This is a genomic window from Cupriavidus sp. FW305-46, from assembly GCF_058787075.1.
The window spans coordinates 17897-43932 of the sequence record NZ_JBYSZI010000037.1 but is presented as its reverse complement, the minus strand read 5'-3'; the positions used below and the strand labels follow the sequence as shown (position 1 = coordinate 43932).

Annotated in this window: 24 protein-coding genes; 6 read left to right on the top strand and 18 right to left on the bottom strand. The window is 70.1% G+C overall.

Translation table 11 applies throughout. The features are described 5' to 3' along the window. Positions 1-20 precede the first annotated feature (20 nt). A complete protein-coding gene (locus AC3WON_RS18700; protein ID WP_492320001.1) occupies positions 21-395 on the bottom strand; it encodes a hypothetical protein in 375 nt (124 codons plus the stop codon). Between the two features lie 232 nt (positions 396-627). Here AC3WON_RS18700 and AC3WON_RS18695 point away from each other — a divergent pair, with 232 nt between their 5' ends. Further along, entirely contained in the window at positions 628-1512 is an 885-nt protein-coding gene (locus AC3WON_RS18695; RefSeq protein WP_492352468.1) for a DODA-type extradiol aromatic ring-opening family dioxygenase, read from the top strand. A 6-nt stretch (positions 1513-1518) separates the two neighbouring features. On the opposite strand, the gene AC3WON_RS18690 is transcribed toward AC3WON_RS18695, so the two are convergent. The 5 genes from AC3WON_RS18690 to AC3WON_RS18670 form a co-directional block, all read right to left on the bottom strand. Further along, positions 1519-2742, bottom strand: a complete 1224-nt coding sequence (locus AC3WON_RS18690) for an MFS transporter (protein ID WP_492319999.1) — start codon at positions 2740-2742, stop codon at positions 1519-1521. Between the two features lie 87 nt (positions 2743-2829). Further along, complete coding sequence (locus AC3WON_RS18685; RefSeq protein ID WP_492352467.1) at positions 2830-4119, bottom strand: MFS transporter; 1290 nt, start codon at positions 4117-4119, stop codon at positions 2830-2832. Positions 4120-4216: 97 nt separating this feature from the next. Then, positions 4217-4636, bottom strand: a complete 420-nt coding sequence (locus AC3WON_RS18680) for a VOC family protein (protein WP_492319997.1) — start codon at positions 4634-4636, stop codon at positions 4217-4219. Positions 4637-4643: 7 nt separating this feature from the next. Continuing rightward, positions 4644-4994 (bottom strand): GFA family protein, encoded by a 351-nt coding sequence (locus tag AC3WON_RS18675; protein WP_013958300.1) that lies wholly within the window; start codon positions 4992-4994, stop codon positions 4644-4646. A gap of 32 nt (positions 4995-5026) precedes the next feature. Beyond that, positions 5027-5446, bottom strand: coding sequence for a GNAT family acetyltransferase (locus AC3WON_RS18670; RefSeq protein ID WP_492319996.1), 420 nt, complete (start codon positions 5444-5446; stop codon positions 5027-5029). Positions 5447-5584: 138 nt separating this feature from the next. Here AC3WON_RS18670 and AC3WON_RS18665 point away from each other — a divergent pair, with 138 nt between their 5' ends. Next, a complete protein-coding gene (locus AC3WON_RS18665) occupies positions 5585-6196 on the top strand; it encodes an HD domain-containing protein (RefSeq protein ID WP_492319995.1) in 612 nt (203 codons plus the stop codon). A gap of 66 nt (positions 6197-6262) precedes the next feature. Here AC3WON_RS18665 and AC3WON_RS18660 read toward each other — a convergent pair whose 3' ends face one another. Further along, positions 6263-9856, bottom strand: coding sequence for an indolepyruvate ferredoxin oxidoreductase family protein (locus AC3WON_RS18660; RefSeq protein WP_492352466.1), 3594 nt, complete (start codon positions 9854-9856; stop codon positions 6263-6265). 347 nt (positions 9857-10203) lie between these two features. Between AC3WON_RS18660 and AC3WON_RS18655 the strand changes: the two genes are divergently transcribed. Continuing rightward, positions 10204-11487 (top strand): NYN domain-containing protein, encoded by a 1284-nt coding sequence (locus AC3WON_RS18655; protein ID WP_492352465.1) that lies wholly within the window; start codon positions 10204-10206, stop codon positions 11485-11487. 81 nt (positions 11488-11568) lie between these two features. Here AC3WON_RS18655 and gspF read toward each other — a convergent pair whose 3' ends face one another. The 11 genes from gspF to gspG form a co-directional block, all read right to left on the bottom strand. Further along, positions 11569-12786, bottom strand: a complete 1218-nt coding sequence (gspF, locus tag AC3WON_RS18650; RefSeq protein ID WP_492321677.1) for a type II secretion system inner membrane protein GspF — start codon at positions 12784-12786, stop codon at positions 11569-11571. Between the two features lie 15 nt (positions 12787-12801). Beyond that, positions 12802-14355, bottom strand: a complete 1554-nt coding sequence (gene gspE, locus AC3WON_RS18645; protein WP_492321676.1) for a type II secretion system ATPase GspE — start codon at positions 14353-14355, stop codon at positions 12802-12804. A gap of 8 nt (positions 14356-14363) precedes the next feature. Then, positions 14364-16802, bottom strand: coding sequence for a type II secretion system secretin GspD (gspD, locus tag AC3WON_RS18640; RefSeq protein WP_492352480.1), 2439 nt, complete (start codon positions 16800-16802; stop codon positions 14364-14366). Between the two features lie 34 nt (positions 16803-16836). Continuing rightward, positions 16837-17646, bottom strand: coding sequence for a type II secretion system protein N (gspN, locus tag AC3WON_RS18635; RefSeq protein ID WP_492344972.1), 810 nt, complete (start codon positions 17644-17646; stop codon positions 16837-16839). Then, positions 17646-18254, bottom strand: coding sequence for a type II secretion system protein M (locus AC3WON_RS18630; protein WP_492352464.1), 609 nt, complete (start codon positions 18252-18254; stop codon positions 17646-17648). The genes gspN and AC3WON_RS18630 overlap by 1 nt, the downstream gene beginning before the upstream one ends. Positions 18255-18272: 18 nt before the next feature. Further along, a complete protein-coding gene (gspL, locus tag AC3WON_RS18625; RefSeq protein WP_492352463.1) occupies positions 18273-19700 on the bottom strand; it encodes a type II secretion system protein GspL in 1428 nt (475 codons plus the stop codon). 270 nt (positions 19701-19970) lie between these two features. Further along, the gene (gene gspK / locus AC3WON_RS18620; protein ID WP_492352462.1) at positions 19971-21011 is read right to left on the bottom strand and encodes a type II secretion system minor pseudopilin GspK; all 1041 of its coding nucleotides are present in this window, start codon (positions 21009-21011) and stop codon (positions 19971-19973) included. After that, entirely contained in the window at positions 21008-21712 is a 705-nt protein-coding gene (locus AC3WON_RS18615; protein ID WP_492321671.1) for a PulJ/GspJ family protein, read from the bottom strand. The genes gspK and AC3WON_RS18615 overlap by 4 nt, the downstream gene beginning before the upstream one ends. Then, positions 21690-22112, bottom strand: a complete 423-nt coding sequence (gene gspI / locus AC3WON_RS18610) for a type II secretion system minor pseudopilin GspI (RefSeq protein ID WP_492321670.1) — start codon at positions 22110-22112, stop codon at positions 21690-21692. Before gspI ends, AC3WON_RS18615 begins: the two co-directional genes overlap by 23 nt. Next, a complete protein-coding gene (locus AC3WON_RS18605; RefSeq protein ID WP_492321669.1) occupies positions 22109-22609 on the bottom strand; it encodes a GspH/FimT family pseudopilin in 501 nt (166 codons plus the stop codon). The genes gspI and AC3WON_RS18605 overlap by 4 nt, the downstream gene beginning before the upstream one ends. A gap of 29 nt (positions 22610-22638) precedes the next feature. Beyond that, complete coding sequence (gspG, locus tag AC3WON_RS18600; RefSeq protein ID WP_010813455.1) at positions 22639-23106, bottom strand: type II secretion system major pseudopilin GspG; 468 nt, start codon at positions 23104-23106, stop codon at positions 22639-22641. A 218-nt stretch (positions 23107-23324) separates the two neighbouring features. On the opposite strand from gspG, the gene AC3WON_RS18595 reads away from it, so the two are divergent. From AC3WON_RS18595 to AC3WON_RS18585, 3 genes are all read left to right on the top strand, one after another. After that, entirely contained in the window at positions 23325-23777 is a 453-nt protein-coding gene (locus AC3WON_RS18595; RefSeq protein ID WP_492321668.1) for an RrF2 family transcriptional regulator, read from the top strand. 93 nt (positions 23778-23870) lie between these two features. Further along, a complete protein-coding gene (locus tag AC3WON_RS18590) occupies positions 23871-25100 on the top strand; it encodes a globin domain-containing protein (RefSeq protein ID WP_492352461.1) in 1230 nt (409 codons plus the stop codon). A 114-nt stretch (positions 25101-25214) separates the two neighbouring features. Continuing rightward, entirely contained in the window at positions 25215-25916 is a 702-nt protein-coding gene (locus AC3WON_RS18585; RefSeq protein WP_492352460.1) for a type II secretion system protein N, read from the top strand. Positions 25917-26036 lie beyond the last annotated feature (120 nt).

Here is a 26036-nt window from a genome sequence, read left to right as displayed (position 1 = left end):
TTAAATCGGCGCGGCGCCGGTCAGGCGGCCGGATGGCGGCGGGTCGACGGTCCGGAGGGCGGGGAGGGCGGCGTAGCCGGCATGGCTGGATGGGTGGGCGCCGGCCGGCGGCGCGTGAGCCACAGCAGCAGCGCACTGGCGGCCCAGCCGGTCACGAACACGGTGTCGCCGGCATGGTTCAGCCAGGTTGCCGCAGCGGGCGTGCCGGCCAGGGATGCCAGCAAGCCGGCCGGCAGGCGCGCCAGGATCCACAGGGCGACGGCGGGCACGCTGCCGTAGACGCCCGGTTGCCACCAGTGGGCCAGGAAGGGAGGGTGCCGCCCGGGGCGGCGCGGGATGCGCGGTACCACCGAAGTCTCCGGCCACACATGGCGCGCGGGGCGTGCCGGTGGCATCAAGGCGTTGCAGGAGCCCCGCCGGATGACACCGCCGGGGGCTCACGGTTGCATCATAGGCCGATCGCCCCTGGCTGCGTTGCCGGTGACCGAGGCGCTGTGTGCGCCACGCCACGCTGGGCCCGGCCGTTCAACTTTTTTGCACGACGTGTCCGCAAATGGCGCCCGTGCCCAGCGCGGATCTTTGCCAAACTGGATGCAGGTACACAAACAGTTTGAAGGTGGTCCTGCCATGCTTCCCTCGCTCTACATCTCCCACGGTTCCCCGATGCTCGCCATCGATCCCGGCCCCACCGGCGCCGCCTTCGATGCGCTGGGCGGGCAACTGCGCACCCGGCGCCCGCGCGCGGTGCTGGTGATCTCGGCGCACTGGATCTACAGCACGCTGGCTGTCACCAGCCGCGAGCGCCAGGAAGCCTGGCACGATTTCGGCGGCTTCCCGCGCGAGCTGTACGCACTGCGCTACGACGCCCCGGGTTCGCCGGCGCTGGCCGGGCGGGTCAAGGCCCTGGTCGAGGCGGCAGCGGTCCCCGGTGCCGGGTTTGTCGGCCAGGACGAAGAACGCCCGCTGGACCACGGCGCCTGGATGCCGATGCGCCACTTCTTCCCGGATGCCGACGTGCCGGTGGTGCAACTGGCGCTGAACCCCTACTTGTCGCCCGCAACGCAGATCGAGATCGGCCGCGCGCTGGCGCCGCTGCGCGACGAGGGCGTGCTGGTGCTGGCCTCCGGCAGCTTCACGCACAACCTGCAGGAAGTGTTTGGCGGCGGCCGGCGCGACCAGCATGGGGCGCAGGCCGAGCCATATGTGGAAGCCTTCCGCGGCTGGATGGCGGATGCCCTCGACGAGGCCCTGGCCAGCGGCGATACCGGCCGCATTGCCGACTACCGCGCCCAGGCGCCGTATGCGCGCCGCGCGCACCCGACCGACGAGCACCTGCTGCCGTTCTTCGTGGCGCTGGGCGCGGCCTTGGGTCCCCAGGCTGCCAGTGGCGCAGGGCCGGCGCCGGCCAGCGTGTCGCGGGTTGCCGATGAGGTGACCTATGGCGTGCTCGCCATGGACAGCTTCGTGTTCGAGGGCCTGGGCGCCGGCGCACCGCTGCGCGCGGCGGCCTGACGCGCGTTACCGTTCGGCCGGGGCCTGTGCCGCCGGCGTGCCGGCGCGCGCCGGCAGGTAGCGCCGTGCCGAGCGCGCGCCCGCGAGCGCGATCCAGCCCATGGTCAGCGCCACCAGCGCCAGCCCGATGCGCAGGTTGGCCAGGTGCGCGACCCCGCCGATCAGCACCGGCCCCAGCAGCAGCCCCAGGTAGGCAAAGCGCGCCACGCGCGAAATTGCTTCGGCCGGCGCCACGCCCGGCAGCCGCGACGCGGCAACGAAGAAGATCGGCACCATATTGGCCGCGCCCAGCCCCATCAGCGTAAAGCCTGCCAGCGCGGCTAGCGGCAGCGGCACCAGCAGCGCCAGCGCAATGCCGCCAAAGCCCAGCCAGGCACTGCCAGTCAGCGTGGCGCCGTCGCCCAGGCGCGCGCGCAGGCGGTCGCCGCCGAAGCGTCCGCACGCCATCCCGCCCGAGAACGCAGCGTAGCCCAGGCTGATCCAGCCATCGGGCGCCTGCGCCACGTCGCGCATATAGACGCTGGTCCAGTCGTACATCGCGCCTTCGCCGACCAGGCCCAGGAACGCCAGCAGGCCCAGCAGCCACAGCGCGCGCACCGCGTGGTCGCGATGGTGGGCCGCCGATGGCAGCACCGGATGGTCCGCCAGCAGCCCGGGCAGCGTACCCAGCGCCACCGCCGCGGTCACGCCCGCCATCATCGCCGCATGTGCCAGCGGCGCCACGTCCAGTGACAGCACCAGGCCGCCCGCACCCGCGCCGGCCATGCCGCCCAGGCTGAACATTCCGTGCAGCGCCGACATCACGGGCCGCGTGCGGCTGGCCTCGACCGTGGCCGCCTGTGCGTTCATGGCGACATCGAAGGCGGCATTGGCCATGCCGAACGCCACCAGCGCGGGCAGCAGCAGCCAGAACGATGGCATCGCCAGGATCGCCACCGTGGCCAGCGCAAACAGCAGCCCGCCCGTCATCGACGCCCGCGCGCTGCCCGCGCGCGCCACCCAGCGCCCGACCGGGCCCATCGCCAGGATGGCGCCGCCGGCCACGGCCAGCATCGCCAGAGACAGCATCGCGTCGGACAGGCCGAAGCGTGCCTTGATCGTGGGAATATGCACGCCCCACGTGGCAAAGGTGGCGCCATTGACGAAGAACAGCGCCATGGTGCCGCGCGTGGCGCGCGACACCGTGGCCGGCAAGGGCGCGGAAGCGGTCGGGGAATGCGGCTCAGGCATGGGAGGGTGCGGCAGGGGGGGCGGCGGTGCCCCTGCAAAAGCCGTCATTGTCCCGCATCGGCGCGAGGCGGGTATGACAACGCCGCGCTACCGGCTGGCGGCATCCACGCGCAGCAGCCCGCGCCGGTGCAGCGCGTAGCCGAAGGCCAGCAGCGCGCCCAGCGCCAGCGCCACCATCACCCACAGCATCAGCCAGTAGCCGCCGGCGGCACGCCACAGCAGCGCGCCCAGCCACGGCGCGGCGGCCTGCATCAGCAGCACCGGCGTCATCATCAGGCCGTTGAGCGTGGCGTAGTGATGGCGCGAGATCAGTTCCGGCATGGCCATCGCGCGCAGCATGGTGTTGACGCCGTTGGCGCAGCCGTACAGCACCGCGGCCACCATCAGCCAGGCGCCGTGCCCCAGCGCAAAGCACAGCAGCCCGGCGCCCATCAGCGCATAGACCGGCAGCGACAGCCGCACCGGGTGGCGCACCCCCGCGCGCATCATCAGCATGCGGCCCGCCACCTGGGCCGGGCCGATCAGCGCGGCCACCACCAGTTGCTGCGCCACCGGCATGCCCTTTTCGGTCAGCATCGGGATCAGGTGCGCCCCCAGCAGCGAGGCCACCACCGCGGTCGCGGTAAAGGCCAGCACCACCGCCCAGAACACCGGCTGACGCAGCGTGGCGCGGGCAATGTCGCGGCTGCCGGCCTGGCCGTCGGCGGGGGTCATGCCGGAATAAGTGGGATGCAGCGCGTAGCGCATGCGCGCGTGCAGCGGCGCGCAGACCAGCAGGTTGAGCGCGGCGAAGCCGATCAGCGTCGGGCGCCAGCCCAGATGGATCACCAGCCATTGCGCCAGCGGCACGAAGATAGTGCTGGCAAAGCCGGCCATCAGCGTGACCACCACGATCGGCTTCTGATACTGGTCGCCATAGGCCTGGCGCAGTACCACGAAGGCGGGCTCGTACAGCGTGGTCGCCATGGCCAGCCCGATCGGCACCCACATCAGCAGGAACACCGGCTGCGACGGCGTCCATGCCCACAGCAGCAGGCCCAGCCCGGCCAGCACCGAGCCCGCGCCCATCACCTTGCGCGCCGGCGCGCGGTCCAGCAACCGCCCCACCGCGAACGAGCACAGCGCCCACACCAGCAGCCCCAGCGAATAGCCGCCCGCCAGGAAGGGCTTGGACCAGCCCAGGCTGCGGTTCATGGGGTCGATGAAAACGGTGAAGGCGAAGAACAGCGTGCCCCAGGAGATGGTCTCGGTCAGGCCGAGGATCCAGACCAGCCGGCGCGGCGGCGTGGCGGGGTGCGCGGGTCCGGTGCGTGCCGGGCTGGCGTCTGGGGCGGTGCTGGCGGCGTCCGCGTCGGAGCTGGCTTCTATTGTTGTCATGGCGGGCCCAGCGGGGTGGTCGCCATGGACGGCGGCGCGTGGGGCCAGTCGGAAATTGTAGCGATCCCGCGCGCACTCCGCGCGCGGGACACGCACGTTACTGTGCGGTCACCGGAACAGGCGGTCCCTTGAGCTCGACCACGTTGCCGTCCGGATCGCTCACATAGAGCGACGGTCCCTTGCCTTCGGCGCCGAAGCGCTGCGCCACCTCGCCGGCGTCCACGCCATGCCGCGCCAGGTGCGCCCGCACCGCGTCGGCATCGAACGGGTCGATGCGCAGGCAGAAATGGTCCAGGTTGCGGCCCTGCGCTCCCGGTCCGGCGCCGCCGGCGCGGCCGAGCGGGCCGTCGAGCGCGACCAGGTCGATCAGTCCGCTGCCCGCGCGCAGCTGCGTCAGGCCCAGCTCGGTTTGCTCGCGCTCAACACTGCAGCCGAGCACCTCGACATAGAAGCGCCGCAGCGCGTCAACGTCTGCGCTGCGCAGTACCAGGTGGTCGATGCCCAGGATGCGGAACATGGCGGCCTCAGTGGTGCAGTCCGTCGTAGTCGATGACCTTCAGGCTGTCCAGGTCGACATTGTCCAGGCAGCGCACATTGACCGCGGCCATCGGCTTGCCGTCCTTGTCCTGCCCGTCCGCATACGGACCGCAGCCGCACACCGGGCAGAAGCGGTGCGCGATCTTCATGGTGTTGAAGCGGTAGGTGGAGGCATTGCTCTCCGGCGTTTCCAGCTTGAACGTCGCGCGCGGCACGAACCACAGCAGGTGGCCGCGCCGGCGGCAGATCGAGCAGTTGCAGCGGATCACGCTGGGGATGCTGTCGGCCTCCACTTCGAAGGCAATGGCGCCGCAGTGGCAGCTTCCGTGGAAAGTCATGTCGTCTCCTTGAGGTCGGTCCGGCGTGCCCGCTAAATATCTGGAATCAGTCGTTTGCCCAGGCTGACCACTTCATCGGGCGCATAGCCCAGCTTGTCGTAGAAATCGATCACGGCGCGGTTGCCTGCGCGTACCAGCAAGTTGATCTTGGGGCAGCCCCGCTCGATCAGCAACTGCTCGGCATGCGCCATCAGCATGCGCCCGTAGCCCTTGCCCTGCAGGCCGGGCTGTACCGCCAGATAGTAGACCCAGCCGCGATGCCCGTCGAACCCCACCATGGCAGTGGCGACGGGTTTGCCGTCGATGTCGCCGACCAGGAACAGTTCAGGCTGCTCGGTCAGCTTGCGCGCGATATCACGCTGCGGGTCGTTCCACGGACGGGTCAGGCCGCAGGCCTGCCACAAGGCAATGACGCAGGATTGGTCTTCCGGGCGGAAAGGACGGATCAGCATGCTTGGTGGTGCGCCGCAATATGCCGGCACATTGTTAGCTTTTTGACAGTGTAGCGCCGCTGCGGATGCCACAATGCCTGCAAAACACGGCGAGACGATGCGCGGCCATCGCGCACGCTGCCACCAAAGGAGACCCGCATGAGCGACACCCACGCGCCTGCACGCGCCACCTTCAGCCATATGGAACACGGCACCCGCGAGGACTGGGCCGCCATCTCCGCCGAATTCATGCCATTCGCGCGGGCGCTGCCGGATCGCGTGCTGGCGCACCTGCGCCTGCTCGATGGCGATTGCGGCGGCTTCCCCGTGGACCGGCTCACGCATTCGCTGCAGACCGCGACACTGGCGCACCGCGACGGCCAGGACGAGGAATACGTGGTCTGCGCGCTGCTGCACGATATCGGCGATACGCTCGGCAGCTTCAATCATCCCGACATTGCCGCCGCCATCCTCAAGCCATTCGTCAGCCCAGAGAACCTGTGGATGGTGGAAAAGCACGGCGTGTTCCAGGGCTACTACTTCTTCCATCACCTCGGCCTGGACCGCAACCTGCGCGAGCAATACCGCAGCCAGCCCGAGCTGTTCGAGCGCACCGCGGAGTTCTGCCGCAAGTACGACGGTGCCGCCTTCATGACGGACTACGACACGCTGCCGCTGTCGTTCTTCGAGCCGATGGTGCGGCGCGTGCTGGCGCAGCCGAGGAATTCGATGTATGTGAAGCCGGGAGAAAAGGAGCTGGCGCGGCCGTAAGGCGACAGCACAACACAACCGTGTGTTCCCTCTCCCCTCAGCGGGAGAGGGGAGGAACAGCACGCATCAGGCCGCGCGCTGCGCCGTCTCCGGATGGCGGAACTGCTCCAGCAGCTTGGCCCAGCGCCCACGCACTGCCTTCAGGTTGTTTTCCTTCACATGCCCGAAGCCACGGATATCGTCCGGCAGGTTGGCCAGGGTCACCGCGGTGTCGTAGTTGGCGGCATTGAGGCCCGCCACCAGTTCATCCAGCAAGGCACGGTACTCGCCGATCAGCGCGCGCTCGGTGCGGCGCTCCTCGGTCTTGCCGAAGATGTCGAAGGCACCGCCGCGCAGGCCCTTCAGCTTGGCCAGCACGCGGAACAGCTTCATCGTCGACGGCCCGAACTTGCGCTTGACCAGGTGGCCCTTGTCATCGCGCTTTGAGGTCATCGGCGGTGCCAGCCAGAAGTTGAGCCGGTAGTCCTTGCCCGGCTCGCCTTCGAACTGCGCACGCAGCTTGTCGAGGAAGACAGGGTCGGTGTAAAGCCGCGCCACCTCGTACTCGTCCTTGTACGCCATCAGCTTGGCCAGGTTGCGCGCCGCGGCCTCGGTCAGCGGCAGCGCCTTGCCGCTGCCAGCCAGCGTGCTCTCTGCCGCGCGCACGCGGTCGATGGCTTCGCGGTAGGTGCGCGCGTACGCGGCATCCTGGTAGGCCATCAGGTGTTCCATGCGCCGGGCGATCAGCTTCTCCAGCATCGCGCCGCTCGAAGTCGGCAGCTTGACCACTTCCGCGCCTTCCGCGGTGTTCTTCAGCTTGCCGGTCAGCGACAGCACGTGCTCGGGGTCGTGCGCCATATGGCGGCCCCAGTCGAACGCGGCCTTGTTCTTCTCGACGGCGACGCCGTTGAGTTCGATGGCGCGCTCCAGTGCCTGCAGCGTCAGCGGGATCCAGCCCTTCTGCCAGGCGTAGCCCAGCACCAGCGGGTTGGTGTAGATCGCGTCGCCCAGCAGCGCGACGGCGAGACCCGAGGCGTTGATGAACTCGCACTTCTCGCCCACCGCGGTGCGCACGTCCTGCTCGGCCGACAGGCCGGGGAACTGCCACTTCGGGTTCTTGATGAAGTCGGCGGTCGGCGTCTGCGCCGTGTTGACCACGGCGCGGGTGCGGCCGGCCTGGGTCTTGGAGATGACTTCGTCGGTGGCCGACACGATCGCATCGCAGCCGATCACCAGGTCCGCCTCGCCCATGGCGATACGGGTGGCGTGCAGGTCGTCCGGGCGCGCGGCCAGCTGCACGTGCGACAGCACCGCGCCGCCTTTCTGCGCCAGGCCCGCCATGTCGAGCACGGTGACGCCCTTGTTCTCCAGGTGCGCGGCCATGCCGAGCAGGCCGCCGATGGTCACCACGCCGGTCCCGCCCACGCCGGTCACCAGGATGCCGTAGGCGCGGCGGATCGGCGGCAGTTCCGGCTCAGGCAGCGCGGGCAGGGTGTCCATCGACACGCCGTGCTGCTCGGGCTTGCGCACCTGCGCGCCTTCGGCCGTGACAAAGCTCGGGCAGAAGCCGTTCAGGCACGAGAAGTCCTTGTTGCACGACGACTGGTTGATCTGGCGCTTGGTGCCGAAATCCGTTTCCAGCGGTTCCACCGACAGGCAGTTGGACTTGACCGAGCAGTCGCCGCAGCCTTCGCACACCGCGTCGTTGATAAAGGCGCGGCGTTGCGGATCCTCCATCGTGCCGCGCTTGCGGCGGCGGCGCTTCTCGGTGGCGCAGGTCTGGTCGTAGATCAGGATGGAGCAGCCCGGCACCTCGCGCAGCTCACGCTGCACGCTGTCGAGCTGATCGCGGTGATAGATGGTGATGCCTTCGGGCAGCTTGATCGCGCCGTTGTACTTCTCCGGCTGGTCGCTGACGATGACGATCTTCTTCGCGCCTTCGCTGTGCACCTGCCACGCGATGTCCCGCACCGACAGCTGGCCGTCCACCGGCTGGCCGCCGGTCATCGCCACCGCATCGTTGTACAGGATCTTGTAGGTGATGTTGACGTTGGCCGCGATCGACGCGCGGATTGCCAGCAGCCCGGAGTGGAAGTAGGTGCCGTCGCCCAGGTTGGCGAACACGTGCTTGTCGCCCGCGAACGGCGCCTGGCCGATCCAGGCCACGCCTTCGCCGCCCATCTGGCTGAAGGTGCTGGTATTACGGTCCATCCACACCGTCATGTAGTGGCAGCCAATGCCGGCCAGCGCGCGCGAGCCTTCGGGCACATTGGTCGAGGTGTTGTGCGGGCAGCCCGAGCAGAACCACGGCTTGCGCTCGGCGGTCACGCGCGGCGTGGCCAACGCCTTTTCCTTGGCCTCGATGATGGCCAGGCGCGCAGTGATGCGCGCGCGCACGTCGATCGGCAGCTCGAACTTGTCCAGCCGCGTGGCGATGGCCTTGGCGATGATCGCCGGGGACAGCTCATAGTGCGCCGGCAGCAGCCAGTTGCTTTGCGGGATCGACCATTCGCCGCCCGCATTGTCCTTTTCGTCGAACTTGCCGTAGACCTTGGGGCGCACGTCGTCGCGCCAGTTGTACAGCTCTTCCTTGAGCGCGTACTCCATGATCTGGCGCTTCTCTTCGACCACCAGGATTTCCTGCAGGCCTTCGGCAAAGGCGCGCGCACCGTGCGCCTCCAGCGGCCACACGCAGCCGACCTTGTACAGGCGGATGCCGATCTGCGAGCAGGTGGCATCGTCCAGGCCCAGGTCGGCCAGCGCCTGGCGCGTGTCCAGGTAAGCTTTGCCGCCGGTCATGATGCCGAAGCGCGCGTGCGGCGAATCGATCTCGATGCGGTCGATCTTGTTGGCGCGCACATAGGCCAGGCCCGCATACCACTTGTAGTCGAGCAGGCGCGCTTCCTGTTCCAGCGGCGGGTCCGGCCAGCGGATGTTCAGGCCGCCCGGCGGCATGATGAAGTCGTCGGGCAGCACGATCTGCACGCGGTGCGGATCCAGCTCCACCGAGGCCGACGATTCCACCACGTCGGTCACGCACTTCATCGCCACCCATAGTCCGGAGTAGCGGCTCATGGCCCAGCCGTGCAGGCCGTAGTCCAGGTACTCCTGCACGTTCGACGGGTACAGCACCGGCAGGCCACAGGCCTTGAAGATGTGCTCGGACTGGTGCGCCAGCGTCGAGGACTTGGCCGAGTGGTCGTCACCGGCCAGCACCAGCACGCCGCCGTGCTTCGACGATCCCGCCGAGTTCGCGTGCTTGAACACGTCCCCGGTACGGTCCACGCCCGGCCCCTTGCCGTACCACATGCCGAACACGCCATCGAACTTGGCGTCCGGGTACATGTTCACCTGCTGCGACCCCCATACCGAGGTCGCGGCCAGGTCCTCATTGAGGCCGGCCTGGAACACGATGTGGTGCGCGGCGAGGTGCTTCTTGGCCTTCCACAGTGACAGGTCCAGCGCGCCCAGCGGCGAGCCCCGGTAGCCGGAGATAAAGCCGGCGGTGTTCAGCCCGGCGGCGCGGTCGCGCTCCTGCTGCAGCATCGGCAGGCGTACCAGGGCCTGCGTGCCGCTGATATAGATGCGGCCACGCTCCAGCGTGTATTTGTCTTCGAGGGAAACGTTTTCGAGCGCGCGGCGGATGGCGTCGCTGACCGGGGAGGTCAGGGGGGCATTCATAGGTGCTCCTCTATGGGCGTGCTGTCGGGATCACCGACACCTACAGTTGTGGGCGACCGCCTCATGACCTCTTGTGAAGGTGTTGGACGGTCGTGTCTCTGCGCGGCATGGTAGCACCGCCACAAAATCGGCGGTACCTTGCAATGCAGCACAAAGCGTGCCCGCCGCGCCCGTGATTTCCCGTATGGACAGGGGTTCGCGTGTACACTGCGTTGCATCGAGATGGCCCGTGCCGCTGCCGGGCTGCCTGCGATGCGCCACATCTGCACAGCCAGCCTGGTGCAACCTGATTTCCGATTGCCGTCCTGATGCACGCACGGGACGGGCAAACCAGTGACTACCTGAACATGACCAATTCCCCCCGCCAGGGCACCGCGACCCTGGCCGTGCTGATCGATGCCGACAACGCGGCGCCCGCCATTGTCGAGGGCCTGCTGGCCGAGGTCGCCAAGTACGGCGTGGCCGCCGTCAAGCGCATCTATGGCGACTGGACCCGGCCCAACCTGGCCGGCTGGAAGGAGCGGCTGTTGTCGCACTCGATCCAGCCGATCCAGCAGTTCCGCTACACCGTGGGCAAGAACGCCACCGACAGCGCCATGATCATCGACGCCATGGACCTGCTGTACACCGGGCGCTTCGACGGCTTCTGCATCGTCTCCAGCGACAGCGACTTCACCCGGCTGGCCTCGCGCATCCGCGAGCAGGGGCTGACCGTCTATGGCTTCGGCGAACGCAAGACCCCCAAGCCCTTTGTCACCGCCTGCGACAAGTTCATCTACTCCGACGTGCTGCGCGCCGACGCGGATACGGAAGGGGCCGAAGGCGTCGACGGGGCTGCCGCGCCCACGCGCAAGCGCAGCACCGGCGAGCTGCGCCAGGACTCGCGCCTGGTGCGCCTGCTGCAGAGTGCGGCGCAGGCGGTGTCGGACGAGGACGGCTGGCTGACGCTGGGCAGCATGGGCAACCACATCGCCAAGCAGGCGCCGGAATTCGACTCGCGCAACTACGGGTACGGCAAGCTTTCGGAGCTGGTGCAGGCCACCGGCCTGTTCGAGGTCGAGACCCGCAACGGCGGCAACAACAAGACCATCTGGGTGCGCCTGAAGAAGCGCGCCAAGGGCGGTGGCGAGGGCGATGGCCGCGGCCAGCAGCAGTCGCAGCACCAGCCGCAACAGCAACAGCAGCAGCGTCCGGCGCCGCCTGAAGCACGCCGCCAGCCGGCACCGGCGCCCGTGCCCGCGGATCCGCCTGCGCCCGTCGTGGCCCAGCCAGAGGCGGCGCCCGAGCCGGTGCCAGTGCGCGAACCCGAGATCGAGCTTTCCGTCGTCGCCGCCGAAGTGGTCGAGCCGGAACCGATGGCCGAGCCAGTGGCGGAGGCAGCGCCGCAGGCTGAGTCCAAGGCCCGCCCCGCACGCAAGCGCGCCACGCGCCGCCCTGACGTGACGCTGAGCGAAACCCCGTGGCCAATCGACCAGTCGATCTTTGCCGCGCCGGGCACGACGGTGCTGTCGGCGCAGGTTGAAGCGCAGCCAGAGGCCCAGCACCAGCCGGAGGCAGCCGCTGCCGAGGCGGCGCCCGCCCGGGCACCGGCCAGGAAGACGCGCAAGCGCCCGGCCAAGAAAGCGGAGTGATGTGGCTGGCCGGCGCAATGCCGGCCTTACCCGCCAAAGAAAACGCCGGCTTCGCGCCGGCGTTTTCTTTGGCAGAGGTCCTTACCGCACCAGCTGGTTGATCTCGATGATCGGCATCAGCACTGCCAGCACGATCAGCAGCACCACCACGCCCATGGTCAGGATCAGCAGCGGCTCCAGCAGGCTGGTCAGGAACAGCGTGCGGCGTTCCAGTTCCTGCGCCTCGCCCTGCGCGGCGCGGTCCAGCATCACCGGCAGGTTGCCGGTGGCCTCGCCGGAGCGGATCAGGTGCACCAGCACCGGCGGGAACTGGTTCTGCGCCGCCAGCGCGCGCGCCAGCGAGGCGCCTTCGCGCACGCGCGTGTTGGCGTCTTCCACGTTGGCGCGCAGCGCCTCGTTGGTCAGCGTCTCGCCCGCCGCCTGCAGGCTGCGCAGGATCGGCACGCCGGCCGACACCAGGATCGCCAGCGTGCCGGCGAACCGCGCGGTGTTGTAGCCGCGGATCAGCTTGCCCAGCAGCGGCGCGGTCAGCAGCCAGCGGTGCCATTCCAGCCGCACCGCGGGCTGCTTCAGCACGCGGCGGATCGTGAACGCTGCCGCCGCCAGCACCGCCAGCGCTGCCCACCACCAATTCCGCACGAAGTCCGACAGCGCCAGCATGATGATGGTCAGCATCGGCAGCTTCTGCTTGGTATTGGCGAACACGCTCACCACCTGCGGCACCACGTACGACAGCAGGAAGATCACGATGGCGAACGCCACCACCGTGACGATGGCGGGGTAGGTGAAGGCCAGCCGGATCTTGGAGGTCAGGGTGTTGCGCGACTCGATATAGCCCGCCAGCCGCTCCAGCACCAGTCCCAGGTGGCCGGAGTGCTCGCCGGCCGAGACCAGCGCACGGTAGATGTCGGGGAAGTCGCGCGGATGCTGGGCCAGCGCCACCGACAGCGAGCTGCCGCCCATCACCTCGGCGCGGATGCCGGCCAGCAGCTCGTGCACATAGGCGCGCTCGGCCTGGTCGGCCAGTGCCCCCAGCGCCTCGTCCAGCGGCAGCCCGGCCACGATCAGGCTGGCCAGCTGGCGCGTGAACAGCGCCTGTTCCTGCGTCGACAGCTTGCGCGCAAACAGCTGGCTGCCGCTGCGCGGCGCCAGGCCGGCACCGGCGAGCGGGTCGACGGTCAGCGGTGTCAGCCCGCGCGCGCGCAGCTGCGAGCGCGCCTGGCGCGGGCTGTCGGCCTCGATCACGCCGCGGTCGGTCTTGCCGGCGGCGTCGGCGGCTTCATAGCGGAAGGCTGGCATCCGGGCGGCTCCGCTTTAGTCGCGCGTCACGCGCAGCACTTCCTCAAGCGAGGTCGCGCCGCTGTCGACCCAGCGCTGCGCGTCGCCGCGCATGGTGTGCATGCCGTGCGCCAGCGCCACCTGCTTGATCTCGGACTCCGGCGCCTGCCGGTGGATCATGGTGCGGATCTCGTCACCGACGGTCAGCAGCTCATAGACGCCCATGCGCCCCTGGTACCCGGACTGGCCGCATTTGTCGCAGCCCACCGGGTGCCACACGGTCTGCAGCGGCTTGCCCTGCGCGTGCAGCACCTCGGCCTCGGCGGCAGTGACCTCGATCACCTCCTCGCGCTTGCAGTGCTGGCACAGGCGGCGTACCAGCCGCTGCGCCAGCACCCCCAGCAGCGAAGACGACAGCAGGAACGGCTCGATCCCCATGTCGACCAGCCGCGTCACCGCCGAGGCCGAGTCGTTGGTGTGCAGCGTGGCCAGCACCAGGTGGCCGGTCAGCGAGGCCTGCACCGCGATCTGCGCGGTTTCCAGGTCGCGGATTTCGCCGATCATGACCACGTCCGGATCCTGGCGCAGGATCGCGCGCAGGGCCTTGCCGAAAGTCATGTCGATGCGCGCGTTGACCTGGGTCTGGCCGATGCCGTCCAGGTCGTACTCGATCGGGTCTTCCACCGTCATGATGTTGGTGGTGCGCGCATCCAGCCGCGACAGCGCCGCATACAGCGTGGTGGTCTTGCCCGAGCCGGTCGGCCCGGTCACCAGCACGATGCCGTGCGGCTGGCGGATCAGGTGGTCGAAGCCGCGCAGCGTGCCGGGCGCCATGCCCAGCTTGGCCAGGTCGAGCCGGCCCGCTTCCTTGTCCAGCAGGCGCAGCACCGCGCGCTCGCCATGGCCGGTGGGCAGGGTCGAGACCCGCACGTCGACCGGGCGCCCGCCCACGCGCAGCGTGATGCGGCCGTCCTGCGGCAGGCGTTTCTCGGCGATGTCGAGCTGCGCCATGATCTTGATGCGCGAGATCAGTGCGCCGTGCAGCGCCTTTTTCGGCCGCACCACATCGCGCAGCGTGCCGTCGACGCGGAAGCGCACCACCGACGACGACTCGAACGGCTCGATATGGATATCCGAGGCGCCTTCGCGCGCGGCCTGCGTCAGCAGCGCATTGATCATGCGGATGATCGGCGCGTCGTCCTCGGATTCAAGCAGGTCCTCCACCGCCGGGATGTCCTGCATCAGGCGCGACAGGTCGACCTCGCCCTCTACTTCTCCCACCACCTGCGCGGCGCTGCCGGCGTCCTGGCGGTTGTAGGCATCGGCCATGGCGCGCTCCAGCGCGTCGGGCTCCAGCACGCGCAGGCGCAGCGCGCCATGCACGCGCGCGACCTCGGCCAGCGCGGTCGGAGAGGTGGCGCGGGTCACCCAGACTTCCAGTCCGTCAGGGCGCTGGTGCGCGACCAGCAGCGGCGCCTCGCGCGCAAAGCCGTACGAGACCAGCCGCGCCGCCATCGGCGAGGGCGGCTCCAGGGTCTCGGCCGGCGCGCTGGCGCCGGCGGGCAGGGCAGTTTGGACTTCGCTGGCCATGTCGGGGCTTAGTTCTGGAGCGCAGACTCGCCGCGCGGGTTCAGCGGCTGGAGTGCGTTCGCCGGTGGTTGCGGCAGCTGCTGCGGTGCCGGCTGCATGGGCTGTGGCTGGCCCGGCACGCCGGGCTGCGGGGCATTCTGCGGAAGGGTCTGCTGCAGCGGCAGCGGGGCGGCAAGCGGACCGTTTGCACGCGGATCGACGAACGGCGTGGACGGGGCGTCGGCCGGCGGCAGCAACGGCGTGTTGGTATCACGCACCATGATGTTAGGCGAAACAAAGCCCTGCTGCTGCGCGCGCATATAGTCGTAGCGGTCCTGCGTCAGGCGGTCGGCGGCGCCGGCCGTGCGCATCACATAGGGGCGCAGGAACACCAGCAGGTTGGTCTTGGCGCGATTCTTGTTCTCGTAGCGGAACAGGCCGCCGATCCATGGGATGTCGCCCAGCAGCGGCACCTTCTGCACGCCGTCGCCGTACGAGTCCTCGATCAGGCCGCCCAGCACGATGATCTGGCCGTCGTCGACCAGCACATTGGTCTCGATCGAGCGCACATTGGTGGTCGGGCCCTGGATCAGGTTGGCGGTCGCCTGCACCACGTTCGACGATTCCTGGAAGATCTGCATCTTCACCAGCCCGCCGTCGGTGATCTGCGGTTTCACGCGCAGCGTGATGCCCACGTCCTTGCGGTCGAAGGTCTGGAACGGCGTGACCGAGGCCGCGCCGCCGGTCTGGGCATAGGAGCCGGTGGTGATCGGGATGTTCTGGCCGATCAGGATCTTGGCTTCCTCGTTCTCCAGCGTGATCAGGTTCGGCGTGGACAGCAGGTTGACGCTGCCGTTGGAGCCCAGCGCGCGCAACAGCGCGCCCAGCCCCATGGCCTTGTTGACGATGCCCAGGTTGAGGCCGCCGATGTCCTGCACCAGCCCCTGCGCCGCGGCGATGCCGGCGGTGCGGTTGCTGTCGGCCAGCGCCCCGGCCAGGGTCAGGTTCAGGATGTTCTGTCCGCCGGTGCCGAAGTTGGTGCCGGCAAAGACGTTGTTGTTGCCGCCCGGCGAGCTGATCAGGCCCTGCCACTGGATGCCGAGCTCGCTGGCCTGCGTGGAGGTCACCTCGACGATCATCGATTCGATGTAGACCTGCGCGCGGCGCGCGTCGAGGTCGTCGATGACGCCGCGCAGGTTGCGGTAGACCGGTTCGCTGGCGGTGATGATGAGCGAGTTGGTGGACGGGTCGGCCTGGATGATGCCGCCGGTGGTCGGCTGGGTGCTGGTGCCGAACGACGCGGCGAAGGCCGAGTTGCCATAGGCGCCGCTCGTGCCTCCGGATGCGCCGGTGCCGCCGCGCATGCTGGCCTGGGTGCCGGTGGCGCCGCCGGTGAACTGCCCGCCGGCAGGCGTCGAGACATTGGTCATGCCCGCCGCGCCGCCGATGCCGCCGGCCTGCCCGCCGGGCTGGGTGGCGCTGGCGAAGCTGCTGTCGGCGGCGACGATGGCGCGCAGCGTGGCCGCCAGCTTGACCGCATCGGCGTTCTTCAGCGGCACTACCCAGATATTGCCCGGGCGTGCATAGGGCTGGTCGAGCTTCTCGATCAGGTGGCGCGCCTGCTGCAGGCGCGCGCGGCTGGTGGCGCGGATCATCAGCGAATTGCTGCGCGGCTCCGCCACCACCGAGGTGCGCAGGCTGGCATCGGCTCCCGGGGCGCAGCCGCCGGCGGCCCCCGCGGCGGCGGGGTCGAGCAGCTTTTGCAGCACCGCCGCGGTATCGCTGGCCAGCGCGTGCTTGAGCGGCACCAGCTCGACCTCGCCCGAGGCCGGCGCATCGACCGCGGCGATGATGCGCGCCAGCCGGCGCAGGTTGTCGGCGTAGTCGGTGATGACCAGCGTGTTGTTGGCCGGGTAGGCGGTGATGGTGTTGTTCGGCGCGATCATCGGCCGCAGCACCGGCACCAGGTTGTTGGCCGATTCATAGTTCAGCCGGAACACCTGCGTCACCACCTGGTCGCCGCGGCTGGGGCTGGCGCCGATCACCGTGGGCGAGCCCTGCAGCTTGGCGTCGGCCTCGGGCACGACCTTGGTGAAGCCGTTGCTCTCGACCATGGCATAGCCCTGCATGCGCAGCACCGAACCCAGCGTCTGCAGCGCCTGCGCGCGCGAGACCGGCTGCTCGGTGACCAGGTTGACCGTGCCCTTCACGCGCGGGTCGATCACGAAGTTCTTGCCGGTGGCCTGGCCGACCGCCTTGATCACCGAATCCAGGTCGGCGTTGACGAAGTTCAGCACCACCTGGTCGCGGTTGGACGGCGTGATGTCGGGCGGCGCGGGCGGGGTGCCGGTGCGCGCGCCGGACTGGGCCCACAACGGCGCGGGCGCCAGCAGCGAGAGCCCGCACAGCAGGGCCACGGCGCGGGCGCAGGCGGTATGGAAAACAGGTCGGATGGCGTGGGTTTTCATAGTCATTTCCGGGCGCTCCTGGATTGGCCTGGCATCAGAAGCGCAGCCTTGTCACATGGTTGTCTCGTCGTCCCAGCAGGCTCAGCAGGCTGGTCAGTTGGGTTGCCGCTTCGGGCTCGGCGTGCGCGGTGCCCTCGAAGCGCGCCTGCCGCCCCAGCGTGCCGCTGCCCTCCAGGTGCAGCGCCCCGGCGATGGTGCTCAGCTGCAGCTTGCCGCCAGCCTCGCCGGTCCAGTCGAGCTCGGCGCGGTAGCTGCCCAGCGGGCGCAGCCGGCTCACGGCCGACGACACCTGTTCGATGCGCAGCGTCATATGGCCGCTCATGCCCTGGCCCGAAAAGCGGCCCTGCAGCGTGGACCAGTCCACGCGCATCAGGCCGTCCGGGCGCAGCGTATTGAACGGCGCGCCGATGCCTTCGAGCAGCGCCGCGGGCAGCCGCATGGCGCCTGCCTGCGCGCTCCAGCCGCCGGGTGTCACGGTGATGGCGACCGGCGCGGCCATGGCCTCGGAGTGGCTCACCACCAGGCGCGCGCTGCCGCCCAGCAGCGGCCAGAACGCCAGCGTCCATTGCAGCCGGCCCGGCAGCACGGTCGCGGTCTGGCTGCCGGCGCCGGCCGACAGCGCCAGCGTGGCGCTGCCATGCCAGAGCGAGCCGCTGGCATCGGCGAGCAGTACCCGTCCCTGCGTCTGCGTGGCCACGCGCGCGGCGATCCATGCCGCCGGCAGCATCGCCACCACGGTCACCGCGGCGCTCGCCAGGCCAAGCCCCAGCCAGCGCAGACGCCGCCATGCGGCCGGCTGGCGCAGCTTGCGGCGCGGCAGGCGCAGCGTTTCCAGCCGTACCATCAGCTGCGGCCGCCCGGACCCTGCAGGGTCGCGCTGACGTTCACCAGCGCCGTGGCGCCGACATAGACGATACGGGCGTCGATCACCTTCATGCGCTGCTGCTGGCGCACGTCCTGCAGCCAGCCGCTGACCGCGCCGAACGGCACCTTGTCCAGCTGCACCTGCACGCTGTTGTCGGCGCCGGCGGCCAGCCGGGTCGCCTTCAGGCCGTGCTGGCCCAGGCTGTCCTGCAGCGCCTGCGTGAGCGCGTCACCGCGCAGCGACGGCGCCGGCGTGGCCTTCAGGCCGCGGGCTTCCTGAGCCAGGGATTCCATTTCGGCCAGGTCGGCGCGCAGCTTGGGCAGGTTGCGCGCCAGGCGCTCGCGGCCGTCGGCGGCTGGCTCCCACAGCACCAGGTACCCGATCACCAGCGCCAGCAGGGCGCCGCCGCCGGCCAGGATGGCCTGTTCGCGCGGGTTGCGCGCCAACCAGAAGGCGTTGAAGCGCTCCTGCCACGCCTGCGGCACGGACGGGCGTAGCCGCGCCAGGCGCGTGCGCAGCGCAGAGGTCGCGCCTGGCCGGCTGGCGCGTGGCGTCTGGCTTCGGGCTGTGTCTTTCATCGGATTCATGCTTGCTGGTGGGCCCGCTTACAGGCCGGGCCTGACGGTCCAGCGCGAGCCGGGCGTCACCGGGGTGCCTGCGCTGCGGCTGGTACTGCCAGCGGCACCTCCGGTCTTGTCTTCTTCCATCTGCAGCCCGGCCTGGCGCGCGGCGCTGCGCAGTCCGGCCGTGTCCGTGCCCGGCTTGAGCGTCACCACCAGCATGCGGCCGCGGTACTCCAGCGCCTGCAGCGCGTCGGGCGGCAGCCTGCGCGCGGCCTGGGCAAAGCGGTCGGCCAGCGGCAGGAAGTCTTCCGGTGTGCTGCGGCCGCTGGCGGTGCGCAGCTGCTCGACCTGCCGCCGCATCTGCAGCGGCGCGTCGAGCACGGTCTGGATCTGCGGGAAGGCGCCGCGCAGCGCCTGCAGCTGCGCGGCTTCCAGCCGCTGCTGCTCGCGCCGCAGCAGCAGCCAGTGCGTGTTCATGCCAATGACCTGCACCAGCACGATGCCCGCCAGCAATGCCAGCGGCAAGCGCCATGCCACCAAATTCCAGCGGTCGGCCCGGCCCTGCGCGAATTCAAACTGCGCCAGGTCCAGCGCCGGCTCGCGCAGGAATTCCTGCGCGCCTTCTATCCACAGGTGCCAGCTGGCGCGGGCAGCCTGGCGCAGATCGGGTACCGGCGCCGCGGCGGCAGCGTCGGCATCGGCATACCAGGTGCCGGCGGGCGCAAGCGCCTGCCACGCGGCCAGGGCATCGTCGCCCAGCAGCAACCCGTAGCCGGCGTGTGCGCCGGTGCGCACGGTCAGTTGCCACTGGCGCGCGGCGTCGGAGCCGGTGCCGGGCAGCTCGCCGCCTAACTCATCGCCCAACTCGGCGCTCCGGGCCAGGGCGCTGGCGGCGGCTTCGACCACCAGCGCGGCCGCCGGCGCCGGCGCGTCGGCGCTCGCCAGTGACGGCTCGGTGCTGGCTTCGGCGGCGGAAGCCAGCGGCACGCACAGCTGCGCGGCCAGCACATGGCGGCGCCGGTGGCGGTGTTCGGCAAAGGCGTCGAGCACGGCGCGCAGCCAGGCGCGGTCGGCCACCATCAGCAGCCGCTGGCGCGGTCCGCGCGCGGCGCTGCCGTCGAGGGCAGGGCCCACGCCGATATGGCACGGCTGCGCCTCGGTCGCGAGCGCGTCCTCGACCAGGTTGGGCAGCGCCTGTTTCAAACGGGCGGGCGGCAGCGGCGGCACGCTGGCGGTGGTCAGCAGTACGTCGCTGGCGGCGAGGATCAGCACCAGGCGCTCGGCCGCGGGCAGGTCAGCAATACGGGCGTGGCCTTCGCGCAACACTTCCGGCGTCGCACGGGCCTGGCCACGCCGCGCCGTATCGGCCGTGGCAGTGCGCACCAGCGCGAACGGCAGGGTGCCGAACTGCCACGGTTGCGGCTGGTCATGCGGCCGGTGTGGCAGGCGGACGTACAGGGTGGTGCTCAAGGTTTCCTTGCTTTGGCGTCAATGGAACGGCTCGGGCAGGCGCATGGCCGGTTGGGATGCGCCCTGGATCGCCCCGGAGTCGGAAACATGCCGGGGTGCGGGGACGCCGGCGGGCGGCCAGGAAGGCCGGACGGCGGCGGGTAGGCTGGTGCCACGCTCGCGCCAGCGCCGCAGCATACCTTGCCTGTGTGACTAAACCGCGTCAATACCATTCTCCCCGGTTGCCTGCGCGTGCAAATTCGGCCTGTCGCCTGGCCTGGTGGGCGCCGCCTAGCGCAGGTCCGGCAGCCGGTCCGCATCCTGGATCCAGACCACGCGGGTGGTGTTGGCCGTACCCAGCGGCTCGCCGCGGAAGACCAGCGACACCTGCAGCCGGGTGGCGCGCTCGTGCCGCACCAGTCCGTAGACCAGGAAGTAGTGCGTGCGCACGTCGAGCAGGTTGCCGAGGTTGGCGGCATCCGCCTGCGGCGCCACCGCGGCCAGCTGGGTCTGCAGGTTGCCCAGGTTGTTGAAGTAGGCGCGGTCGCGCTGGCGCACCAGTTCGCGCGCGCGCTCCAGCGGTAGCTTGTTGATGACCGCGGCCAGCACCTCGGCCTCGGCGGTGTTGGCGTTGACCGGCGTGCGCTCGGGCAGCACGGTGACAAAGGGCTCCAGCACCGCCACCATCTCCGGCGTGTAGCCGGGCAGCGCCATCAGCCCCTGCACGCTGTCCAGCGGGCGCGGCGCCGGCTGCCCGCTGGCATCGCCGCCCTGCGCGGCCTGCAGCATGTAGCGCGCCGTGGTCTCGGCCAGCTCCGGGTTCAGGCCGACCGTCTGCAGCAGGCGGCGGTATGCGGCCAGCGCCGCCGGGTCGACCGAGGCCGCGCGGCCTGGCTGGCCGTCTGCGCCGCCAGTGGCGGTCCATATCACCAGGTTGGCCAGGTTCAGGCGCGCCTGCGCATCCAGGATGCGGCCCGACAGGAACGAGGTCTCTCCCGCGACGTCGGTGCGCAGTGCCGCGCCGAGGAAGTCCGACAGCCGTGTCTCGGCGATCGGCACCGCCCACGGCTCGCCCAGTTCGTCGACGTTGGTGCGGCGCTGGTCGTCGCGCAGGATCAGCCGCGCCCAGTCCACGGCGGCGCGCTCGATCCAGGTGGCCTGGGCCAGCAGCCGCTGGTTCTCGATGGCGCGGATCTGCACCTGCTGGCGCCACAGCATGCCGGACACCACCACCACGGCCAGCGTCACAATCAGCAGCGCGGTGACCACGGCCGCGCCGCGCTGGCGGCGGCGCAACGGCGCCAGGCGAGGCGGGCGGCTGGCTTGCCTCATAGCCCGGTCATGCAGATCTTCTGGAACTGCCGCGGCGCATCGCCGTCGCCCATGCGGGCGAAGATGGTCAGTTCCACCGCGCGCACCGCGGTGTTGGGCAGCGCGGCGCCGGGCGCGGAGGCGGCCACGGCGCTGGCGGCGTTGCCTGTGAACAGCACGTTGCGGATGCGCCCGCTGTCGGCCTGCCAGCCGGCGGGCTCCACCCATGCGCGCGTGCTGATGCCGTCCACGTCGGCCAGCACGCGCCGCACCTGCGCGGTGTTGCCGCCGCCCTGGCGCAGCGCCAGCAGGGCCGACTGCAGGCCGGCGCGGCTGTTCACCGGCGGCGCGGCCACGCGCACCAGGGTATTGCCGTCGAGCTGGTATGACAGCGCCTGCCAGGTCGGCGGCTGGCCTTCGTCGCGGCGGTCGCGCACCAGCAGCAGCCGGTTCTGGCCGATCTCGACCGGGCTGGCCTGCAGCAGCGTGGGGTTGGCCAGGTGCTCGCAGTCGGCCTGGAGCTGGCCGTAGAGCACCTTCAGCGCGTCCAGGCGCGCATCGTGGTCGGTGAGGCGCTCGCGGCTGCGCGTCAGGCTGTCCAGCGCGCGCCAGCCGATCACCGCCATCACCGCCAGCAGCGTGATGGCGACCAGCATCTCCAGCAGCGTGAAGCCGCCGGGCTGGCGCGGGCGGCGGCGCTCAGAGCACGTTGCGGGTTTCATTGGGGACTATGGTGACCAGCCATGCCAGGCGTACGGATTTGTCCGTGGCGGACGGGTAGACCGCGATCTCGACGCGGCGGAAAACGGGATTGGGCGTGCCCGAGACGGATTGCTCGCAATACAGCGGCGTGCCGCCCTGCGGGCAGGCATAGCCGCTGACGCCGGGCTCGGGCCAGGTCTTGGCCAGGCGCAGCGCGGCCAGGTGGTTCTCGGCGCTCCACTCGGCCAGCATGCGCGCCTGCAGCGAAGCGCTGGCATCGACCATCGAGCCCATCGCGCGCATCGCCGCGGTCAGCGCGACTGCCAGGATGGTCAGCGCCACCAGCACTTCGATCAGCGTGAAGCCGGTGCGGCGCCCGCGCCGGGCCGGGCGGGGCAAAGCGCGAGGGCAGGGTTTCATGGCGTGCTGGCGAAATAGCGGCCGCTGCCGTCGCCGGCAACGTCCACGCGGATATCGCCGCGCACCAGGATCAGCCGCTGCGGGGCATCGATCAGCTCGCGCCCGAAGATGAGCCGGGGCGGGCTGCTGGTGCCGGTGCTGCGGCCCCCTTCGGCGACGATGACCTGGTCCAGCGCCAGGCGCCAGTGGCCCGGGGCAAACACGTCGGTACGCATGGGGATCCAGCCGTTGGGGGTCGATTCCAGGAAGCGCCAGCCGCTGGCATCGCCCTCCCAGGCGAGCGGGCGGGCGCCAAGCTGCGCCTCTTCCTGCGCCAGCTCGAACAGCCGCGCGATGCGCTGGCCGTCGTCGAGCACGCGGCTCCGTTCATTGGGCGAGGCGTTGACCGCCACCAGCGAGATCACGATGCCGGCGATCACCATGACCACCAGCAGCTCGAGCAGCGTAAAGCCGCGGCGCCGGGGGCCGGGCGCGCGGCGGCGCGGCGCCGTGGTCATGGTTGCAGGGGGCGGCGGCGGGGCTGCGCTTATTCCCAGTTGCCGATGTCGGCGTCGTTGCCGTTGCCGCCGGCCTGGCCGTCGGCGCCGAAGCTGAACACGTCGATCTCGCCGCGCACGCCCGGGTTCAGGTACTGGTACGGATGGCCCCAGGGATCCTTGGGCAGCTTTTCCAGGTAGCCGCCGCCCTTCCAGTTGTTGGGCACGGGCTCGGTGGTGGGCTTGGCCACCAGCGCGGCCAGGCCCTGTTCGGTGGTGGGGTAGCGGCTGTTGTCCAGGCGATACAGCTTGAGCGCCTGCATGACCGACGAGATGTCCTGGCGCGCGGCCACGATGCGGGCCTCGTCCGGACGGCTCATGATCTTGGGCACCACCAGCGCCGCCAGCACGCCAAGGATCACGATCACGACCATGATCTCGATCAGGGTGAAGCCGCGCGCACGGCGGGCACGCACGGAACGGGCGGGGCTGGCAATCTGGGGAGTGAATCTGCGCATCGTCGGTGGACCTCTTGGCTTGAATGGCTGGGCCCGCACCAGTGAGGAGGCGGCGGGCCGGGTTCGCCAGTCAGTATAACCGGCGCCACATGACTGTTTTATGGGCGGCCCCTTCGGCACCTCGGCAAAGTCTGATCCGGATCACAGCTCCTGGGAACGTGCATTCGGCAGCCAAATAACTTGCATCCTGGATGCATCTTTTTTAAGATGGCGTCACGATGCAACTGACCCGCTTTTCCGACTATGCGTTGCGCCTGCTGATGTACGTCGCCCGTGGCGACGGCAGCCGGCCGATCACCATTGCCGAGGTGGGGCAGCAGTTCGGCATCTCGCACAACCACCTCGTCAAGGTGGCGGCGCGGCTGTCGAAGCTGGGCTGGATCAGCGCCACGCGCGGCCGCCACGGCGGCCTGCAGCTGGGGCCCGGCGCGGAGCGGCTGACCATCGGCACCATCCTGCGCGAGCTGGAAGGGCACAAGGCGGTGATCGACTGCGACAACCCGCCCTGTGCGCTGAACGGCAACTGCCGCCTGAAGCGCGCGCTGGACGTGGCCGAGCAGGCTTTCTACGTTGCCCTAGACGACGTCACGCTGGCCGATGTCACCGGCAGCCAGACGGCCGAGTCGATCATCCGCCTGCATCGCGATTTCCTGAACCGGCGTTCGGCCTGAGCGGATCCTGTCCGCGCGGGCCGGCGAGAGCCGGTTTTATTTTGAGCAAAAACATGCATTTAATTTGCATGATTTAGAACGGAGTGTTTCCTGATGCTGTCCGCCGCTTCCCGCCCCTATATCGATGCAAGCGTCCCCGTGCTGCGCGAGCACGGCCTGGCCATCACCACGCATTTCTACCGCGAGATGTTCGCGGACCGGCCCGAGCTGACGCAGATTTTCAACATGGGCAACCAGGCCAACGGCAGCCAGCAGCAGTCGCTGGCTTCGGCCGTGTTCGCCTATGCGGCCAATATCGATAACGCGGCGGCGCTTGGGCCGGTGCTCGAGCGCATCGTCCACAAGCATGCGGCCGTAGGCCTGACGCCTTCGCACTACCCGATCGTCGGCCGCCACCTGCTGGGCGCCATCTCCGCGGTGCTGGGCGAGGCCGCCACGCCGCCGCTGCTGGCCGCCTGGGACGAGGCCTACTGGTTGCTGGCCGGCGAGCTGATCGCCGCCGAGGCGCGCCTGTACCAGCGCACCGGCGTGGCCGCCGGCGAGCTGACGCCGGTGCGCGTGGTGCGGCGCGAGGCGCAGGGCGACCAGGTGGTGGCGCTGACTCTGGCTGCCGCCGACGGCCAGCCGCTGCGTGCGTTCCGCCCAGGCCAGTACATCAGCGTCGAGGCGCGCCTGGACGATGGCCAGCGCCAGCTGCGCCAGTATTCGCTGTCGGCCGAAAGCGGGCTGCCGACCTGGCGCATCTCGGTCAAGCGCGAGGCGGGTGACCGCAGCACCCCGGCCGGCGCCGTGTCCAACTGGCTGCACGCCAATGCCCAGGAGGGCACTGAACTCAAGGTGAGCGCGCCGTTCGGCGAGTTCACGCCGGCGCTCGACGGCCGCCGTCCGCTGGTGCTGCTGTCGGCCGGCATCGGCATCACGCCGATGCTGTCGGTGCTGCGCACGCTGGCCGCGCAGCGCTCGCAGCGCTCGCAGCGCCAGGTGCTGTTTGCCCATGCCGCGCGCGACGGCCGCCATCACGCCCATCGCGCCGACCTGCAATGGGCGCGCGAGCGCCTGCCGCAGCTGGCCACGCACATCAGCTATGAAACCCCGCAAGCGGGCGATGTCGCCGGTCGCGACTACGACCACGCCGGCACCATGCCGGTGGCCGAACTGCTGCGCCAGCCTGACCTGCAGCGCTTTGTCGACGGCAGCTTTTACCTGTGCGGACCGCTCGGCTTCATGCAGGCGCAGCGCCATGCGCTGGTCAGCGCAGGCGTGCCGGTGGCGCATATCGAGCGCGAGGTGTTCGGGCCGGACCTGCTCGACGACCTGCTCTAAGGGTCGGCGGCGCGGCACCGGCACGGCAGACAGTGTCATGGGGCTCTGGTAGGCTTGGCGCGTCCGCGCTCACGCGCCATTGCCCGCCCTGTGGGCATCCAGGGTCCCGATCCCATGCAACTGTCCCTCCGGCCTTCGCTCCGTTTCGATGCCTCCGCGCCCTGGCTGCCGCGCCTGGCCAGCCTGGTGCTGTTTATCGCGCTGTGTGCGCTCGCCACCCACTGGGTGCTGGCCTTCAGCGCGATGCGTACCATCCCGGTGCCGCAGAGCGCGCGCGTGGCCCAGACCGAGGCGGTCGAGACCGGCGCGGTCGCGACGCTGTTCGGCGGCTCGGCGCAGGGCGGCCCGCGCGACGTGCAGCTGATCGGCGTGGTGGCCGAGGTGGATGGCGGTGCGGGCGCGGCAATCGTGTCGATCGATGGCGGCCCGCCCAAGGCGGTGCGCGCCGGCGCCGAGCTGTCGCCGCAGATCCGGCTGGCGGAGATCCGCCAGCGTGCGGTGGTGATCGAGCGCAGCGGCGTGCGCCAGGAAATCGTGCTGCCGCTGCAGGCCGGTGCCGCGCGCGGCGCACCGGCAGCGGCCGGTGCCTTGCCCACGCCGCCCGCCGGCGCCGCGGCACCGATGGCAACGCCGATGCCGCCCCCGGCGCCGGTAGTGAGCCAGCCCGCCGCACCGGCCCAGCAGCCGCAAGGCCAGGCGCCAGCACAACAGGCCCAGCCCGCCCAACCGCAGCCGCAACCGGTCGATCCGCGCCAGTACCAGCCGGCGATGGCGCCGCAGGCGGCCGGCGAAGGCCAACTGGCGCCGAAGGACTGATTCCGGGCGCCAAATATTCGCGCTTGCTTGCGTTCCCTTACGGCGCGCGGGCCTTTCTGTGAGCCCGGTAACATCGTATTAAAAGCGCCAACTTCCCCGCATCGTCTGCGTTCTAATCCG

Excerpts from the sequence above, each read along its gene's own strand:
- AC3WON_RS18700 (WP_492320001.1), bottom strand. The coding sequence starts at position 395 with ATGCCACCGGCACGCCCCGCGCGCCATGTGTGGCCGGAGACTTCGGTG.
- AC3WON_RS18695 (WP_492352468.1), top strand. The coding sequence starts at position 628 with ATGCTTCCCTCGCTCTACATCTCCCACGGTTCCCCGATGCTCGCCATC.
- AC3WON_RS18690 (WP_492319999.1), bottom strand. The coding sequence starts at position 2,742 with ATGCCTGAGCCGCATTCCCCGACCGCTTCCGCGCCCTTGCCGGCCACG.
- AC3WON_RS18685 (WP_492352467.1), bottom strand. The coding sequence starts at position 4,119 with ATGACAACAATAGAAGCCAGCTCCGACGCGGACGCCGCCAGCACCGCC.
- AC3WON_RS18680 (WP_492319997.1), bottom strand. The coding sequence starts at position 4,636 with ATGTTCCGCATCCTGGGCATCGACCACCTGGTACTGCGCAGCGCAGAC.
- AC3WON_RS18675 (WP_013958300.1), bottom strand. The coding sequence starts at position 4,994 with ATGACTTTCCACGGAAGCTGCCACTGCGGCGCCATTGCCTTCGAAGTG.
- AC3WON_RS18670 (WP_492319996.1), bottom strand. The coding sequence starts at position 5,446 with ATGCTGATCCGTCCTTTCCGCCCGGAAGACCAATCCTGCGTCATTGCC.
- AC3WON_RS18665 (WP_492319995.1), top strand. The coding sequence starts at position 5,585 with ATGAGCGACACCCACGCGCCTGCACGCGCCACCTTCAGCCATATGGAA.
- AC3WON_RS18660 (WP_492352466.1), bottom strand. The coding sequence starts at position 9,856 with ATGAATGCCCCCCTGACCTCCCCGGTCAGCGACGCCATCCGCCGCGCG.
- AC3WON_RS18655 (WP_492352465.1), top strand. The coding sequence starts at position 10,204 with ATGACCAATTCCCCCCGCCAGGGCACCGCGACCCTGGCCGTGCTGATC.
- gspF (WP_492321677.1), bottom strand. The coding sequence starts at position 12,786 with ATGCCAGCCTTCCGCTATGAAGCCGCCGACGCCGCCGGCAAGACCGAC.
- gspE (WP_492321676.1), bottom strand. The coding sequence starts at position 14,355 with ATGGCCAGCGAAGTCCAAACTGCCCTGCCCGCCGGCGCCAGCGCGCCG.
- gspD (WP_492352480.1), bottom strand. The coding sequence starts at position 16,802 with ATGAAAACCCACGCCATCCGACCTGTTTTCCATACCGCCTGCGCCCGC.
- gspN (WP_492344972.1), bottom strand. The coding sequence starts at position 17,646 with ATGGTACGGCTGGAAACGCTGCGCCTGCCGCGCCGCAAGCTGCGCCAG.
- AC3WON_RS18630 (WP_492352464.1), bottom strand. The coding sequence starts at position 18,254 with ATGAATCCGATGAAAGACACAGCCCGAAGCCAGACGCCACGCGCCAGC.
- gspK (WP_492352462.1), bottom strand. The coding sequence starts at position 21,011 with ATGAGGCAAGCCAGCCGCCCGCCTCGCCTGGCGCCGTTGCGCCGCCGC.
- AC3WON_RS18615 (WP_492321671.1), bottom strand. The coding sequence starts at position 21,712 with ATGAAACCCGCAACGTGCTCTGAGCGCCGCCGCCCGCGCCAGCCCGGC.
- gspI (WP_492321670.1), bottom strand. The coding sequence starts at position 22,112 with ATGAAACCCTGCCCTCGCGCTTTGCCCCGCCCGGCCCGGCGCGGGCGC.
- AC3WON_RS18605 (WP_492321669.1), bottom strand. The coding sequence starts at position 22,609 with ATGACCACGGCGCCGCGCCGCCGCGCGCCCGGCCCCCGGCGCCGCGGC.
- gspG (WP_010813455.1), bottom strand. The coding sequence starts at position 23,106 with ATGCGCAGATTCACTCCCCAGATTGCCAGCCCCGCCCGTTCCGTGCGT.
- AC3WON_RS18595 (WP_492321668.1), top strand. The coding sequence starts at position 23,325 with ATGCAACTGACCCGCTTTTCCGACTATGCGTTGCGCCTGCTGATGTAC.
- AC3WON_RS18590 (WP_492352461.1), top strand. The coding sequence starts at position 23,871 with ATGCTGTCCGCCGCTTCCCGCCCCTATATCGATGCAAGCGTCCCCGTG.
- AC3WON_RS18585 (WP_492352460.1), top strand. The coding sequence starts at position 25,215 with ATGCAACTGTCCCTCCGGCCTTCGCTCCGTTTCGATGCCTCCGCGCCC.